The 13500-nt window shown below is 40.4% G+C and carries 17 protein-coding genes; 4 read left to right on the forward strand and 13 right to left on the reverse strand.

The genetic code is table 11. The features are described from left to right. Window positions 1-33: 33 nt before the first annotated feature. The 5 genes from secA to PAN06_RS02595 form a co-directional block, all read right to left on the reverse strand. A complete protein-coding gene (gene secA, locus PAN06_RS02575; protein ID WP_269795520.1) occupies window positions 34-2547 on the reverse strand; it encodes a preprotein translocase subunit SecA in 2514 nt (837 codons plus the stop codon). 145 nt (window positions 2548-2692) lie between these two features. After that, a complete protein-coding gene (locus tag PAN06_RS02580) occupies window positions 2693-2980 on the reverse strand; it encodes a hypothetical protein (protein ID WP_261124547.1) in 288 nt (95 codons plus the stop codon). Window positions 2981-2990: 10 nt separating this feature from the next. Next, entirely contained in the window at window positions 2991-3641 is a 651-nt protein-coding gene (locus PAN06_RS02585; protein ID WP_269795521.1) for an ATP-binding cassette domain-containing protein, read from the reverse strand. Window positions 3642-3644: 3 nt separating this feature from the next. Beyond that, window positions 3645-4286: a hypothetical protein gene (locus tag PAN06_RS02590; RefSeq protein ID WP_261083316.1), complete on the reverse strand. Its 642-nt coding sequence runs from the start codon at window positions 4284-4286 to the stop codon at window positions 3645-3647. Beyond that, a complete protein-coding gene (locus PAN06_RS02595) occupies window positions 4279-5070 on the reverse strand; it encodes a hypothetical protein (protein WP_261083318.1) in 792 nt (263 codons plus the stop codon). The genes PAN06_RS02590 and PAN06_RS02595 overlap by 8 nt, the downstream gene beginning before the upstream one ends. Window positions 5071-5108: 38 nt before the next feature. On the opposite strand from PAN06_RS02595, the gene PAN06_RS02600 reads away from it, so the two are divergent. Then, the gene (locus PAN06_RS02600; protein WP_265527269.1) at window positions 5109-5330 is read left to right on the forward strand and encodes a hypothetical protein; all 222 of its coding nucleotides are present in this window, start codon (window positions 5109-5111) and stop codon (window positions 5328-5330) included. Here the strand turns inward: PAN06_RS02600 and PAN06_RS02605 are convergent. From PAN06_RS02605 to nrdR, 6 genes are all read right to left on the reverse strand, one after another. Next, on the reverse strand, window positions 5301-5636 hold the full coding sequence (locus PAN06_RS02605) for a hypothetical protein (RefSeq protein WP_125458229.1): 336 nt from the start codon (window positions 5634-5636) through the stop codon (window positions 5301-5303). The two genes, PAN06_RS02600 and PAN06_RS02605, sit on opposite strands and share 30 nt — an antisense overlap. A gap of 86 nt (window positions 5637-5722) precedes the next feature. Continuing rightward, the gene (gene der, locus PAN06_RS02610) at window positions 5723-7033 is read right to left on the reverse strand and encodes a ribosome biogenesis GTPase Der (RefSeq protein ID WP_001207696.1); all 1311 of its coding nucleotides are present in this window, start codon (window positions 7031-7033) and stop codon (window positions 5723-5725) included. A 13-nt stretch (window positions 7034-7046) separates the two neighbouring features. Next, the gene (locus PAN06_RS02615) at window positions 7047-7760 is read right to left on the reverse strand and encodes an NADPH-dependent oxidoreductase (protein ID WP_125458230.1); all 714 of its coding nucleotides are present in this window, start codon (window positions 7758-7760) and stop codon (window positions 7047-7049) included. Continuing rightward, the gene (dnaI, locus tag PAN06_RS02620; RefSeq protein WP_125458231.1) at window positions 7757-8653 is read right to left on the reverse strand and encodes a primosomal protein DnaI; all 897 of its coding nucleotides are present in this window, start codon (window positions 8651-8653) and stop codon (window positions 7757-7759) included. The genes PAN06_RS02615 and dnaI overlap by 4 nt, the downstream gene beginning before the upstream one ends. Further along, a complete protein-coding gene (locus tag PAN06_RS02625) occupies window positions 8654-9823 on the reverse strand; it encodes a replication initiation and membrane attachment family protein (RefSeq protein ID WP_125458232.1) in 1170 nt (389 codons plus the stop codon). Beyond that, the gene (nrdR, locus tag PAN06_RS02630) at window positions 9824-10297 is read right to left on the reverse strand and encodes a transcriptional regulator NrdR (protein WP_001203672.1); all 474 of its coding nucleotides are present in this window, start codon (window positions 10295-10297) and stop codon (window positions 9824-9826) included. It lies immediately after the preceding gene. A gap of 139 nt (window positions 10298-10436) precedes the next feature. Between nrdR and PAN06_RS02635 the strand changes: the two genes are divergently transcribed. From PAN06_RS02635 to PAN06_RS02645, 3 genes are read left to right on the forward strand one after another with little or no spacing between them, the layout of a single operon-like run. Next, a complete protein-coding gene (locus PAN06_RS02635; RefSeq protein ID WP_269795522.1) occupies window positions 10437-10802 on the forward strand; it encodes a GntR family transcriptional regulator in 366 nt (121 codons plus the stop codon). 4 nt (window positions 10803-10806) lie between these two features. Then, the gene (locus tag PAN06_RS02640; protein WP_000054197.1) at window positions 10807-11502 is read left to right on the forward strand and encodes an ABC transporter ATP-binding protein; all 696 of its coding nucleotides are present in this window, start codon (window positions 10807-10809) and stop codon (window positions 11500-11502) included. Window positions 11503-11517: 15 nt separating this feature from the next. Further along, window positions 11518-12282 (forward strand): hypothetical protein, encoded by a 765-nt coding sequence (locus PAN06_RS02645; protein ID WP_125458234.1) that lies wholly within the window; start codon window positions 11518-11520, stop codon window positions 12280-12282. Between the two features lie 31 nt (window positions 12283-12313). Here the strand turns inward: PAN06_RS02645 and PAN06_RS02650 are convergent, their stop codons facing one another. Together PAN06_RS02650 and PAN06_RS02655 are read right to left on the reverse strand one after the other, a co-directional pair. Then, window positions 12314-13009, reverse strand: coding sequence for an LrgB family protein (locus tag PAN06_RS02650; RefSeq protein ID WP_001288952.1), 696 nt, complete (start codon window positions 13007-13009; stop codon window positions 12314-12316). After that, on the reverse strand, window positions 13006-13380 hold the full coding sequence (locus tag PAN06_RS02655; RefSeq protein ID WP_004235226.1) for a CidA/LrgA family protein: 375 nt from the start codon (window positions 13378-13380) through the stop codon (window positions 13006-13008). The genes PAN06_RS02650 and PAN06_RS02655 overlap by 4 nt, the downstream gene beginning before the upstream one ends. Between the last annotated feature and the right edge of the window lie 120 nt (window positions 13381-13500).

Consider the following 13500-nt stretch of genomic DNA (forward strand, 5'->3'; position numbering starts at 1 on the left):
TTCACAAGGTATCCGCCTCTAAACTATCTCATTTTATTGTCTTTTACCGTGACAGTTTTTAAACTTCTTACCAGAACCACATGGGCAAAGTTCATTCCGTCCAATCTGACTCAAATCCAAATCTTCAGGCATATTTGCTTGGTGGGCAGCGATATTGCGAGTCGCTGTTGTACTGATATGGTGTTCTGCTTGTGGTCTTTCTTGTTCATGAATTTGTGCTTTCATCATCAAACGTGTCACATCAAACTCAATCGAACCAATCATGTCATTAAACATACGGAAACCTTCTGCTTGATACTCAACAACAGGGTTGTTCTGAGCATAGCCACGAAGTCCAACCGCGTTACGCAATTGATCAAGGGCATCGATATGATCTGTCCACTTGTTATCTACCACTCGTAGAATCAAAACTTTTTGGAATTCTTTAACTGCTTCTTCATCGCGTAGTTTTGAAACCTGACTATCGTAAACTTGCAAGGCACGTTGGAAAAGCTCTTCCTTGATGGCCTTATCAGACAAGCCTGACAAGTCTTCCATCGTAATAGAATCTTCAGGAAGCAAGTTGTACTTAGCAAAGTTCAAAATTGCCTCAAGCTTTTCATCTTGCTTGGCACGTGCATGACCATCAACGACACGACCAATCGTGCGTTTGATCATAGAGTGAATTTCAGGTGCCAAGTCACGGTCTGCAGTGATAACGTCGTAACGTTGAGCATAGATAATCTCACGTTGTTCACGCATGACATCATCGTATTGAAGGACTTGTTTACGGGTATCATAGTTATTTCCTTCGACACGTTTTTGCGCTGCTTCAACCTGACGCGTTAACATACGAGACTCAATCGCCTCTTCAGACATGTTGAGACGTTCAAAAATTCCTTTCAAGCGTTCAGAACCAAAACGTTTCATCAAATCATCTTCAAGAGATAGGTAGAATTGTGACTCACCTGGGTCTCCTTGACGACCTGAACGTCCACGAAGCTGGTTATCGATACGACGGCTTTCATGACGTTCTGTACCAATCACACAAAGTCCACCTAATTCGCGAACCCCTTCACCAAGCTTGATGTCGGTACCACGACCGGCCATATTGGTTGCGATGGTAACAGCACCACGTTGACCAGCATTCATAATGATTTGGGCTTCTTTATAGTGGTTTTTGGCATTCAAGACTTCGTGAGGAACGCCAGCTGAGACCAATTTCTTAGAAATGTAATCACTAGTTTCAACCGCTACTGTACCAACCAAGACAGGCTGACCTTTTTGGTAACGAGCCTTAACGTCTTCGACAACCGCCTTAAACTTAGCCTCGATACTTGCATAAAGAAGGTCTGAGTGGTCAATACGTTGAACAGGACGGTTTGTTGGGATTGGAATAACACGAATGTTGTAGATTTCACGGAATTCTTCTTCCTCAGTCTTACCTGTACCTGTCATACCAGACAATTTCTTGTACATACGGAAAAGGTTTTGGTAAGTGATTGAGGCAGATGTCTTGGTTTCATCCTGGATTGGCACACCTTCTTTAGCTTCAATAGCTTGGTGCAATCCATCAGAATAACGACGACCTTCCATAGTACGACCTGTAAATTGGTCAACGATCAAAATCTCTTGTTCTTCGCTCACCACATAGTCAATATCGAGAAGCATGATGTAGTTGGCACGAAGGGCGTTATCGATAAAGTGAGTCAGAGCTACGTTTTCGATATCATAGAGGTTTTCAAGTTTGAAGTAGCTTTCAGCCTTGTCAATACCTGAATCAGACAAACCAATAGTCTTAGACTGCACATCGATAATATAGTCGTCTTTGTCCAAAGACTTTACATAGTGGTCTGCCATGTGATACAACTGACTGGTTTCAACTGCGTTAGCACCTGATACGATCAAAGGTGTACGTGCCTCGTCAATCAAGATTGAGTCAACCTCATCGACCAAAGCATAGTTAAGCGGACGTTGTACCATGTTTTCAGCACGAACGACCATGTTGTCACGAAGGTAGTCAAATCCGATTTCTGAGTTGGTTGAGTAAGTAATATCACACTCATAGGCTTCTTTTTTCTCCATTGGAGATTTGGCAGCCAAGTTAATCCCTACTGACAAACCAAGCCATGAGTACAATTCCCCCATCTCAGTCGCGTCACGTTCTGACAGGTATTCATTGACCGTAACTACGTGAACCCCTTTGCCTGAAAGGGCATTGAGGTATACCGGCATGGTCGCAGTCAAGGTTTTTCCTTCCCCTGTACGCATCTCTGGCACGTCACCATGGTGAAGAACGATTCCCCCCATGACCTGAACCTTATATGGGAAGAGACCTAGGACACGTTTGGCACCTTCACGGACAACCGCAAATGCTTCATAAAGCAATGAATCCAGTGATTCTCCATTTTGATAACGTTCTTTAAATTCAACTGTTTTTGCTTTTAGTTGGTCGTCAGTCAAAGCAGCCATTTGGTCTTCGTATTTGAAAACCTTGTCAGCCATCTTTTCCAGACGACGGATTTCTCCTTTATCATTTTCGATAATTGTTTTTAAAATATTAGCCATGTTTTTCCTTACTTTAAATTCCGAATATTTTAGAATGTTCTTTTAATTTTAGCACAATTACTGATTATTTTCAAGGAAGAATCCCCATTTTGAAAAGGAAAAAGAGGCTAGTTTCCAAGCTAACCTCTCTGACTTTTATGATACTTTAATTGCCAAAAATCGGCAAAATCGCAAATAGGATAAATAGATTAATCCAAAGAGAAAAACAGCAGATCAATCCAAAAACAAAGAGACTGACTTTCTTGGACAGCAAAGCCATCAAAATCGACAGAATTCCAAAAACTAGTAAAACTTTCTGCATGATTAAGAGATTGATAAATATTCCCAGAACTGGTTTATCCCAAGGAAGAAAGAAGAAAGCAAGCCAGATAAGCAAGACTAAACCAATATAGACCTTAGAATAGCGTGTAATAAATGATTTTAGATGTTCCATAAGCCACCTCCTAGGATTGTATATCCTTTAAATATTGTATATGTCCATTTTCGACAACTAATACATCTGTACAAAGGTCTGAAATATCTTCCGATATGTGCGACGTCAGGATAACCAAACCATTTTCTTTTTTCAGATAGGATAAAATGACCTGTTTGGTTAACCTCACACTCTTCTCATCCAAAGCATTCATAGGTTCATCAAGAAAGAGTATAGAAGGTTCGGCAATAAAGGCTTGAATCAAGGCCATTTTTTGTTTCGTTCCTAAGGATAAATGACGGTATTCAACGTCTTCAAATTCCTGTAAATCATAGTATTGGATCCAATCGGCAATTCTTTTTTCCGTAACTTTAGATGAAAAATATCTTAATAGTTCCAAATTTTCTCTCAGTGATAAATGAGATAAAAACTCTACCTTTTCAATTAAAATCCCTGCATCCTGAATATAATGATTTTTCACCCCGTAAACTTTGCCATCTTGAAGAACTTTTCCTTTGTCAAGTTTAATATAACCAGCAAGTACCTTTAAAAGAACTGTCTTGCCAGATCCATTATCACCTTTAAGTCCATAAATTTTTCCTGATTGAAAGACCAAATTTAACTGATTTAAAATAGGTCTTTTCCCATAAATTTTCTGTCCATTTATAATTTCAAGTCTCATCGTTTATCCTTTCTTAAATTTCTCTTCTAACCGACTAACAATCAAGATAACTAATAAACTTAAGAGTCCTAAATATACTATTACAATATGATCTATCATCCATTCTTGTCCCACAAATGCTAAAAAATAGAGAAAAAACGAGAAGCCAGCACCCGCACTAATAAGTGCTATCAGATAAGACAGTAGTAAGTACAAAATCATTAACTGAGCAAGTAAAAAGAAAGGTGCGACTGTTTTGAAATGAATTCCTAGAGGAAGTAAACCAAGAAACCAGACAAATAAATCTTGAGTAAAAAATTTAGAAATGACAACCAATCGTTTCCTTGTATAATCGAAAAAGGAGCTTGATTGATAGCGAATCAAGTGATGATAATGGTCTGCCAAATCACTTTCAAGTAAAATGACAGAGAGCCATCCTACCATGAAAATAGAAAGGTTTAACAAGAGTTTGGGGATTTCTAAATTTACTTCAGAATAGTCATTATAGGAAAAGATTGAAATCAATTCTCTCTTGAAAAAGAGAAAAACATCCTGCTTTTGAACCGCTGTTGACAATAGATAGTTGGTCAAAATCATCATCAGAACTATACGAAGTAGTAAAACAATCTTTCTCTTTAGCAAAATATTGTTAAAATTCTTAAACATTATCTTCATATTTTTTAAGCACCATATAAGGGACAATATAAAGGATATAAGGAGTAAAGAGTTTCATCAAACTTACATCCCCATAGCTAGCTTGCATCAAACTCGTCATAGGAACCATATAGTATGGCAAGATACTATAGAGCAGCATAGAACCAAGCCAAAGAAACATCAAATAGGCAATTGCCGAACGAGTCACATTCCCTAAATAATCAACTATTTTAAAAAAATAGACCGTATTGATGAAGATACCAATTAGAAGGACACACATAAAAAACAAATAACTTTTTATTTCTCCATCTAGAAGCCTTTGTAAACTACTTCCATCAGAAAATAGAGAATTCCATTCCAGAGGCGAAAAAGTCCCAAAGAAATAGGTTATGATTGCAATTATCAGCACAGTCACTAAATATATCACACAAGGGATACTTGCAACTTGAAAAATCAACTTTCTTTTTAACCCTTGATAACTCACTTCTCTTCCAATACTCAATCGTAAAACTTTATTTTTCAGCTGAATGTATTGAAAACCTAGCAAAGAAATGATAATTGGAATAATAAATGATTGATAAAAACCTAAGTTGAACTGGAGAATACGAAAATCTAAAGCTGATTTTAATAAGTCATTTTTAATTGCTTGTCCATCGAATTTGGCTAAGTCAGGCGCATGAATATCAAAAAAGAAATAAGTCATCAAAAAATCACGATACACCAAAGCAAGGAAAATCAAAGTAAGCAAGACATAAACAAATTTATGCCTTGCCAAAGTTAAGAGAGGAATCTTCATAAGCCACCTCCTACAAATAGAAAGTAATATAATACTCAATGAAAATCAAAGAGCAAACTAGGAAACTAGCCGCAGGTTGCTCAAAGCACTGCTTTGAGGTTGTAGATAAGACTGATGAAGTCAGCTCAAAACACTGTTTTGAGGTTGTGGATAGAACTGACGAAGTCAGTAACCATACCTACGGCAAGGCGACATTGACGTGGTTTGAAGAGATTTTCGAAGAATATAAATCAATGTCTCCCCGCTTTAGACTTCCCTAGTTCCTGTCTCAAGCGAAGCATTTTTTTGAAACAGATATAAGTTAACCTATTCAGACCAATAGCTAGCAGAATAAAAAGAAACCAAATGCCCCATAACTTGATATCTGTCAAATTTCTCAAGACGATATTGAAAAACAGAACTGAAATAACTGTCCAAGCAAGGCTAAAAAGAGCATAGAGGGGGATGTAAAACCAGTAAAAATAGTAAAAAATTGGGAAAAATTTACTTTCTCTATTATCCTTTTCAATCCAATTGAAAAAGTAAAACCAGGGAAATAAGATTATCAATTTAAACAAATGTTTCATCACTAGCCCCCTCTCTATTTGATAGCGTTTTCTTCAACTTCATTCTATCAAAAAAATCTGGAAATGTCATTCCAGATTCTACTTTTTTATTTGCGTTTTCTTGCGATGAGATGGATTGGTGTTCCTTCAAAGACAAAGGCCTTGCGGATTTGATTTTCCAAGAAACGCAGGTAAGAAAAGTGCATGAGTTCTTCTTCGTTGACAAAGATGACAAAGGTTGGTGGTTTAGTTGCCACTTGGGTTGCATAGAAAATCTTGAGACGTTTTCCTTTGTCTGTCGGTGTTGGGTTGATGGCAATGGCATCCATAATGACATCGTTCAAGACAGCTGATGGAATACGTGTGTTTTGACTTTCACTGATTTGTTTGATCATCTCAGGCAGTTTGTGAAGACGTTGCTTGGTCAAGGCTGATACAAAGATAATCGGTGCGTAAGGTAGATATTGGAACTGCTCACGGATATCTTCTTCCCAGTTTTTCATAGTGTGGTTGTCTTTTTCAAGTGTATCCCACTTGTTGACCACGATAATCATCCCTTTACCAGCTTCATGGGCAAATCCTGCGATACGCTTGTCGTATTCACGAATACCCTCTTCCGCATTGATGACCATCAAGACCACATCTGAACGGTCAATCGCACGCATGGCACGCATGACAGAGTATTTCTCAGTATTTTCATAAACCTTACCAGACTTACGCATACCAGCCGTATCAATCATGGTAAACTCTTGACCATCTGTATCTGTAAAGTGGGTATCAATGGCGTCACGCGTTGTTCCAGCAACGGGACTAGCAATAACACGGTCTTCTCCCAAGATAGCATTGATCAAGCTTGACTTTCCAACGTTTGGACGACCAATCAGGCTAAACTTAATGACATCTGGGTTTTCTTCCTCATATTCATTTGGAAGATTTTCTACAATAGCGTCTAGCACATCCCCTGTACCGATACCATGGACAGATGAGATAGGCAGCGGTTCACCCAAACCGAGGGCATAGAAATCATAGATATCATTTCGCATCTCAGGGTTGTCCACCTTGTTAACCGCGAGGATAACTGGTTTGTGGGTCTTATAAAGCTTACGGGCTACGTATTCGTCTGCATCGGTAATCCCTTCCTTACCAGACACGACAAATACGATAACATCTGCTTCTTCCATAGCAATTTCTGCCTGGTGCTTGATTTGTTCCATGAAAGGAGCATCGACATCATCGATTCCTCCTGTATCAATCATGCTAAAAGAACGATTGAGCCACTCACCCGTTGCATAGATACGGTCACGTGTCACTCCTTCGACATCCTCTACAATGGAGATTCGCTCACCAGCGATCCGATTAAATAGGGTTGATTTCCCAACATTGGGACGTCCTACAATGGCAATAGTTGGTAGGGCCATAATTTCTCACTTTCTACAATAACTTTTTCTGTTCAAGATTTTTTCTAGTTGAGTTTGGTTCAGCTTGACCAAACTGTTCTGCTAGACGCTGACTCCAGCTTGTGGTCGCACGCGCCCCAGCATAGTCAGCCTGTACACGGTCATAAGCTTCAATCACATCAACTGTTTGTTCCTGATATTCTTCCTCAAAAACCACCTGATGCAATGGCAAGCGAGGTTTGACTTCATGTTCTTCATTTGGTATTCCTAGTGCCATCCCAAAGACAGGATAGGTGTAGTCAGGCAGGTTAAAAAGCTCTGCCACTTCTTCTGATTTGTAACGCACCAAGCCAATAATGACACCACCATAGCCCAAGCTCTCAGCTGCCAGCAGGGCATTTTGACCAGCAAGAGCCGCATCGACTGAACTAATCAAAAGACCTTCTACACCTTGAGGTTGGAATGTATCGGTATGAAGCTGGGCTCCCTTTTCTGCTCGGTTCAAGTCTCCGACAAAGAGAAGGAAAACAGCTGACTGGCGAATGGCTTCTTGAGGCACCAATTCATACAAAGCGTCTTTCTTCTCTTGACTTCGTATTACAATCACAGAGTAGGATTGAAAATTCTTCCAAGACGAGGCCATCTGGGCTGCTGTCAGGATTTCGGTCAAGTCTTCTTGAGGAAGGGCTTGCTCTTTAAACCTGCGCACTGAAGTGTGAGCCTTCATTAATTTGATTGTTTCTGTCATCGACGGTTCACTCCTTCTAAACGAGTCTCCTCGGCCAAATAACGAATGCGTTCCATGACGCGTCTGGCTTCCCAGGTTTCGTCATTTCCATGTTTCCCTTTAGCGAAATGCTGCTCCAATTCTTCAAAGTTGAAGTTGGATGTGAAAAAGGTCGGTAAATCTTCCTGCATCCGATATTGAAGAATGACCTGCAGGATTTCGTCACGCACCCAAGGTGTTGATTGCTCGGCACCAATATCATCTAAAATCAGGACTTCAGAAAGCTTAAGCTCATCCACCAAGGTCTTAACATTGCCATCACTGATAGCATTTTTAGCATCAATGACAAAGCTAGGATAATGGAGAAGAGTTGATGAAACACCTCGTTTTTCTGACAAATCATGGGCTAAGGCAGCCACCATGAAACTTTTACCCACACCAAAGTCTCCATATAAGTAAAGACCTTTTCGCATAGCTGGATATTGCTCCACGAAGGCTAATAGCTTTTCAAAAACTGGCAAGCGCCCCAAATCATCCAAGTCAACTTGAGCTAAACTAGCTTTCCTGAGACTGGCTGGCAGATTGATTAACTTGAGACGGTTCTTAATAGCCGCTTCTTTTTCCGCTGCGATTAGTTCAGGAGTTTCTTCGTAAGAAACATCCGCATAGCCATGATTCATAACCAAAATCGGCTTGTAGCCTTTGGCAATATAATCCGTATCCCCACGGAGAAACTTGTCACGCTCGGTAATGTACTGATTAAACTTGGAGATACTGCGATTCAATTCCTCTGGAGTAAGGGATTCTTGCTGGATAAAGGCCGCAACATCAGGGTCCTTCATGATTTTCTGGACCAAATCTTGATAATGAAAACGGCTGGGTTGACGTTTGAGTACGTCTCCGACACTTTCCATCTAATCTCCTCCTTTTTCTAATCGAGCTAATAGTTCTTGTTTCTTACGTTCTAGTTCCAGACGAGTTTCCTCGCTGGTTTCATTCTTATAATCTGGATTGCTCCACTTGGGTACATTGGACTTGGTAGGACTCGGTTTACTAGTCTTTTGAGCCTGACTCTTCTGTCCTCTCTCACGGATGCGCAAGACTGCCTCTTCTGCCGAATGAATCTTTTGATAGGCGTAGTCATTGGCTACCTTCATGGCATATTTCTCATTGATATTTGCCGAATCCACCTTATTAAAGGTCAATAAGAGAATGATATTGATGACTTCGTCCAGCAAGCCCAAGCCAGCCATCTGTTGCAAGAGTTCTCTTTCTGTTTGGGTAATGGTCCCCTTGCGTGTTTGCTTGATTTCTGCCAAGAACTGCAAGGCCGTTTTACTTTTGGCCTCTTTGATAATGGTTGCTTCCTTAGGACTAAAGTCAGAGGAAATCGGTTTTTGAGCTATTTTTTCCCGCATGCGTTTGGTTGAAATAACCTGGGAAACAGCTGTTGACTTGGCCAATTGATAAGTTTCAAACCAAGTCCATTTCTTCTCCTCGGCGATGGCAAAGAGGTTTAAGACATCGGACTGCTCATCCGCAAAGCGAAGCCCATCTCGAGCCATAAGCTGACGAAAATGGTCCAAGTCAAAATCGTTGGCCACTTTCTTCTTGAGACCAAGGTCTTCTTGACTTCCCAGTTCTGCCAAGTCTGGAAAGACTTGATTGAGTGAGACAGGTATTTCTTCACCATCAGCACTTTCAACTTTCAAATCCTCCACAGCTGCATCGCCAATCTTTTTCTCCAAAAGTCTGCGATAAACAGGATGCTCCAAGAAATCTTGACTTGAAAGAGGAGCATGGAGGGCTAGCTGATAAACATCCCCCTTTTGATAGAGAGTCAAGAGATTGAAAGCAGATAGGATTTTCAGGGATTTTATCAGTCTATCCATCCCAAAGTTAAGATGGTTAAGAATGCTTGAAAAAAGATATTCCTTTCTGCCATTATCCCAAAAACTCATTGTATAAAGATAAAGGCTCAGTGCCTCCTGACCGATAATCGGGAGGTAGCACTGTACCAGAGATGAGGTATCTTGCGACACCCGATTATTCTTTAGATAAGAAAAACGGTCAATTGGCTTCATTTATCTTTCCTTTTTCTTTTTAGAGGACTGGGTGATTTGTTGGAGCAAGCTCTCTAACTCACTAACATCCTTAAAACTACGATAGACACTGGCAAAACGTACATAGGTAATCTCATCTAACTCAGCCAACTCCTCCATGACGAGTGAACCAATGTCCTCACTTTGAATTTCATTTTCATTTCGACCACGGAGTTTCTGTTCGATACGATTGACTACCATGTTGATTTCATCACTTGACACAGGACGTTTCTGGGCTGAGCGGATAATTCCATTAAAGATTTTATCTCTAGAGAATTGTTCCCGTGTGCCATCTTTTTTAACAACCACTAAGGTTCTTTCTTCTACTCGTTCGTAGGTTGTAAAACGGTGCTGGCATTCGTCGCACTCACGTCTTCTACGAATAGTGTTCCCTTCTTCTGCTTGGCGACTATCGATAACACTTGACTTGGTAGCCCCACATTTTGGACAACGCATCCTTCCCCTCCTTATCGTTTTCTTTTCATTATACCATTTTTTAAACGATTACCAAAACAATTCTTCTTTTTGCTTGACAAGTTTTTTGTTTTGTTGTATTATTTAATTAAGACAAAAGGATAAAAGAAAGGAGACCAAGATGTCCTGGACATTTGACAACAAAAAACCCATCTATTTACAGATTATGGAGAAAATCAAGCTTCAGATTGTTTCCCATACACTGGAACCCAATCAACAACTTCCAACCGTGAGAGAGCTAGCTAGCGAGGCTGGTGTCAATCCAAACACCATCCAAAGAGCCTTGTCAGACCTTGAACGAGAAGGCTTTGTCTACAGCAAGCGAACAACTGGACGATTTGTGACTGAGGATAAGGAGCTAATCTCCCAATCACGCAAACAATTATCGGAAGAAGAATTGGAACACTTCGTTTCCTCCATGACCCATTTTGGCTATGAAAAAGAAGAACTACCAGGCGTAGTCGGCGATTATATTAAAGGAGTTTAAGCCTATGTCATTACTAGCATTTGAAAATGTATCCAAATCTTATGGAGCAACCCCAGCCCTTGAAAATGTTTCCCTTGACATCCCAGCTGGAAAAATTGTTGGTCTCCTTGGACCAAACGGCTCAGGGAAAACAACCCTGATTAAACTAATCAATGGCCTCTTGCAACCAGATCAAGGACGCGTCCTCATCAACGACATGGACCCAAGCCCAGCAACCAAGGCTATCGTAGCTTATTTGCCGGATACGACCTATCTCAATGAACAAATGAAGGTCAAGGAAGCCCTAACCTACTTTAAGACCTTCTATAAAGATTTCAATCTTGAACGCGCCCATCATCTACTTGCAGACCTGGGCATTGATGAAAATAGTCGTCTCAAAAAACTATCAAAAGGAAACAAGGAAAAGGTACAACTGATTTTGGTTATGAGCCGTGATGCTCGTCTCTATGTTCTGGACGAACCCATTGGTGGGGTGGATCCAGCAGCCCGTGAGTATATCCTCAATACCATTATCAACAACTACTCCCCAACTTCTACCGTTTTGATTTCTACCCACTTGATTTCTGATATCGAGCCAATCTTGGATGAAATTGTCTTCCTAAAGGATGGAAAAGTCGTCCGTCAAGGAAATGTAGATGATATTCGCTATGAGTCAGGTGAATCCATCGACCAACTCTTCCGTCAGGAATTTAAGGCCTAAGCAAAGGAGATTATTATGTTTTGGAATTTAGTTCGCTACGAATTTAAAAATGTCAACAAGTGGTATTTAGCCCTCTACGCTGCTGTTCTCTTCCTCTCTGTTCTTATTGGAATTCAGACACAATCCTTAATAAAATTACCTGAAAAAAATCTATCTGTTCTACTTGTTTTTCTATCTACTGTCTTTGGTGGTTTGATGGTTACACTTGTGATTTCAACTATCTTCTTGATTATTAAACGATTCAAAGGAAGTGTCTATGACCGACAAGGCTATCTGACTTTAACCTTGCCAGTTTCTGAACATTATATCATCTCAGCCAAACTAGTCGGTGCCTTTATCTGGTCTATTGTCAGCACTACTGTACTAGCAATCAGTGCTTTTATTGTTCTGACTCTAACAGCTCCAGATTGGTTTGCAAGTTCTGACTTGATTCCATTTATAGAAACACATCTTCCTCAACTCTCTCTTATGGGGGTATCCTTCCTACTAAATACTATTTCTGGAATCCTCTGCATCTACTTGGCTATTTCCATTGGACAGCTTTTCAACGAATACCGTAGCGCACTTGCTGTTGCAGCCTACATTGGTATCCAAATCGTCGTTGGCTTTATTGAACTCTTCTATCGTTCTAACCCTGGTTTCTACTTCCCATCAACCACAGGAGGGGCTGATCAGTTCCAGATGGGCATTATCATGACTATTCTGGAAGAAGTTATTCTTATAGCCATCTACTATCTAGGAACTTATCACATCTTGAAAAACAAGGTTAATTTGCAATAAAAAAGGCCCAGCTAAACAGCTGGGTTTTGATTTAACTCAATATCAAACTGGCTACGATAGGGCTGACAAAGACATAGAGAATACCGGTGACACCGATAGCCAAACCACCCATAGCTCCTGCTACAGAACCGTATCGAAAGGCTGTTCCTGTTCCAACTGCGTGGCCTGTTCCTCCAAGGGAAAGACCAACAGCTACTGGGTCATCAATTTTCAACCACTTCAAAAGGGTTGGTCCGATGACACTGGTTAAAATCCCAGTTGCCACTACCACCACCAAGGTCACGGTCGTCAGACCTTGCAATTTTTCTGTGATTCCCACTGCCATAGCGGTTGTTACTGACTTGGGAAAGAGAGAAATGGCTAGGAAAAAGTCCATTCCAAAAATCTTTGCTACAAGGGCCGTGAAAGAGGTATTGACCACTACCGCTAACAGACTACCAAAGAGAATACTCCGTGCATGGTGCTTCATCAAGTGAAAACTCTTATAAAGCGGAATACCCAGAGCCACTGTCGATGGGACAATCAAATTGTTCAGATAAACCCCACCTTGGTAGTAATCTTGGTAAGAAATACCCGTCACTTTTAGAAAGATGATAATGAAAACGGCTGACAAAAGCAAGGGCGTTGTCAATGGATGGGGAAAACGTCTGTAAATCAGCATTCCCACTAGATAGGCTAGGATAGACAGGGCAAGCCCAAACAGGGGATTGGAAACAAATTCACTCATTTGGTATCTCCTTTCTCATAATCTCCCTCAAATCGTCTCTTAATAAACTGAACTACCAGGGCTATGAGGATAATATTGATAACTGCTGCAAAAAAGACAATCAAGACGATAGGCAAAAGATAGGGGGCAATCACATCAAACTTCTCCATGATTCCCACTGCTGGTGGCAAAAAGAGAATGGTCATATTGGCCAGCAAGAAATTCCCCACCATGTTGACATGCCTAGTTCTCAGCCACTTAAATTGCAAGGCTAGAAAGAGAATAATCAAACCGATAATACTGCCTGGGATGGGCAAATGAAAGAAACTAGAGATTCCCTCTCCGATTAGAGAAATCACAAAGAGAATCATTAATTGAACATATAATTTCATCCTATACTCCACGAAATAGACTTCTTGCATACCAGTTTACTCTTTTTTCAGAAAATTTCAAGGAAATGCACAAAGGATAATGAAAATTAGAAAGGAAAGGGGATACAAATAATTCTTGAC

Source organism: Streptococcus sp. SM3 (assembly GCF_027497875.1).

Bases quoted from the DNA above. Each gene is read 5' to 3' on its own strand.
- secA (WP_269795520.1), bottom strand. From the start codon at position 2,547: ATGGCTAATATTTTAAAAACAATTATCGAAAATGATAAAGGAGAAATC.
- PAN06_RS02580 (WP_261124547.1), bottom strand. From the start codon at position 2,980: ATGGAACATCTAAAATCATTTATTACACGCTATTCTAAGGTCTATATT.
- PAN06_RS02585 (WP_269795521.1), bottom strand. From the start codon at position 3,641: ATGAGACTTGAAATTATAAATGGACAGAAAATTTATGGGAAAAGACCT.
- PAN06_RS02590 (WP_261083316.1), bottom strand. From the start codon at position 4,286: ATGTTTAAGAATTTTAACAATATTTTGCTAAAGAGAAAGATTGTTTTA.
- PAN06_RS02595 (WP_261083318.1), bottom strand. From the start codon at position 5,070: ATGAAGATTCCTCTCTTAACTTTGGCAAGGCATAAATTTGTTTATGTC.
- PAN06_RS02600 (WP_265527269.1), top strand. From the start codon at position 5,109: ATGAAAATCAAAGAGCAAACTAGGAAACTAGCCGCAGGTTGCTCAAAG.
- PAN06_RS02605 (WP_125458229.1), bottom strand. From the start codon at position 5,636: ATGAAACATTTGTTTAAATTGATAATCTTATTTCCCTGGTTTTACTTT.
- der (WP_001207696.1), bottom strand. From the start codon at position 7,033: ATGGCCCTACCAACTATTGCCATTGTAGGACGTCCCAATGTTGGGAAA.
- PAN06_RS02615 (WP_125458230.1), bottom strand. From the start codon at position 7,760: ATGACAGAAACAATCAAATTAATGAAGGCTCACACTTCAGTGCGCAGG.
- dnaI (WP_125458231.1), bottom strand. From the start codon at position 8,653: ATGGAAAGTGTCGGAGACGTACTCAAACGTCAACCCAGCCGTTTTCAT.
- PAN06_RS02625 (WP_125458232.1), bottom strand. From the start codon at position 9,823: ATGAAGCCAATTGACCGTTTTTCTTATCTAAAGAATAATCGGGTGTCG.
- nrdR (WP_001203672.1), bottom strand. From the start codon at position 10,297: ATGCGTTGTCCAAAATGTGGGGCTACCAAGTCAAGTGTTATCGATAGT.
- PAN06_RS02635 (WP_269795522.1), top strand. From the start codon at position 10,437: ATGTCCTGGACATTTGACAACAAAAAACCCATCTATTTACAGATTATG.
- PAN06_RS02640 (WP_000054197.1), top strand. From the start codon at position 10,807: ATGTCATTACTAGCATTTGAAAATGTATCCAAATCTTATGGAGCAACC.
- PAN06_RS02645 (WP_125458234.1), top strand. From the start codon at position 11,518: ATGTTTTGGAATTTAGTTCGCTACGAATTTAAAAATGTCAACAAGTGG.
- PAN06_RS02650 (WP_001288952.1), bottom strand. From the start codon at position 13,009: ATGAGTGAATTTGTTTCCAATCCCCTGTTTGGGCTTGCCCTGTCTATC.
- PAN06_RS02655 (WP_004235226.1), bottom strand. From the start codon at position 13,380: ATGAAATTATATGTTCAATTAATGATTCTCTTTGTGATTTCTCTAATC.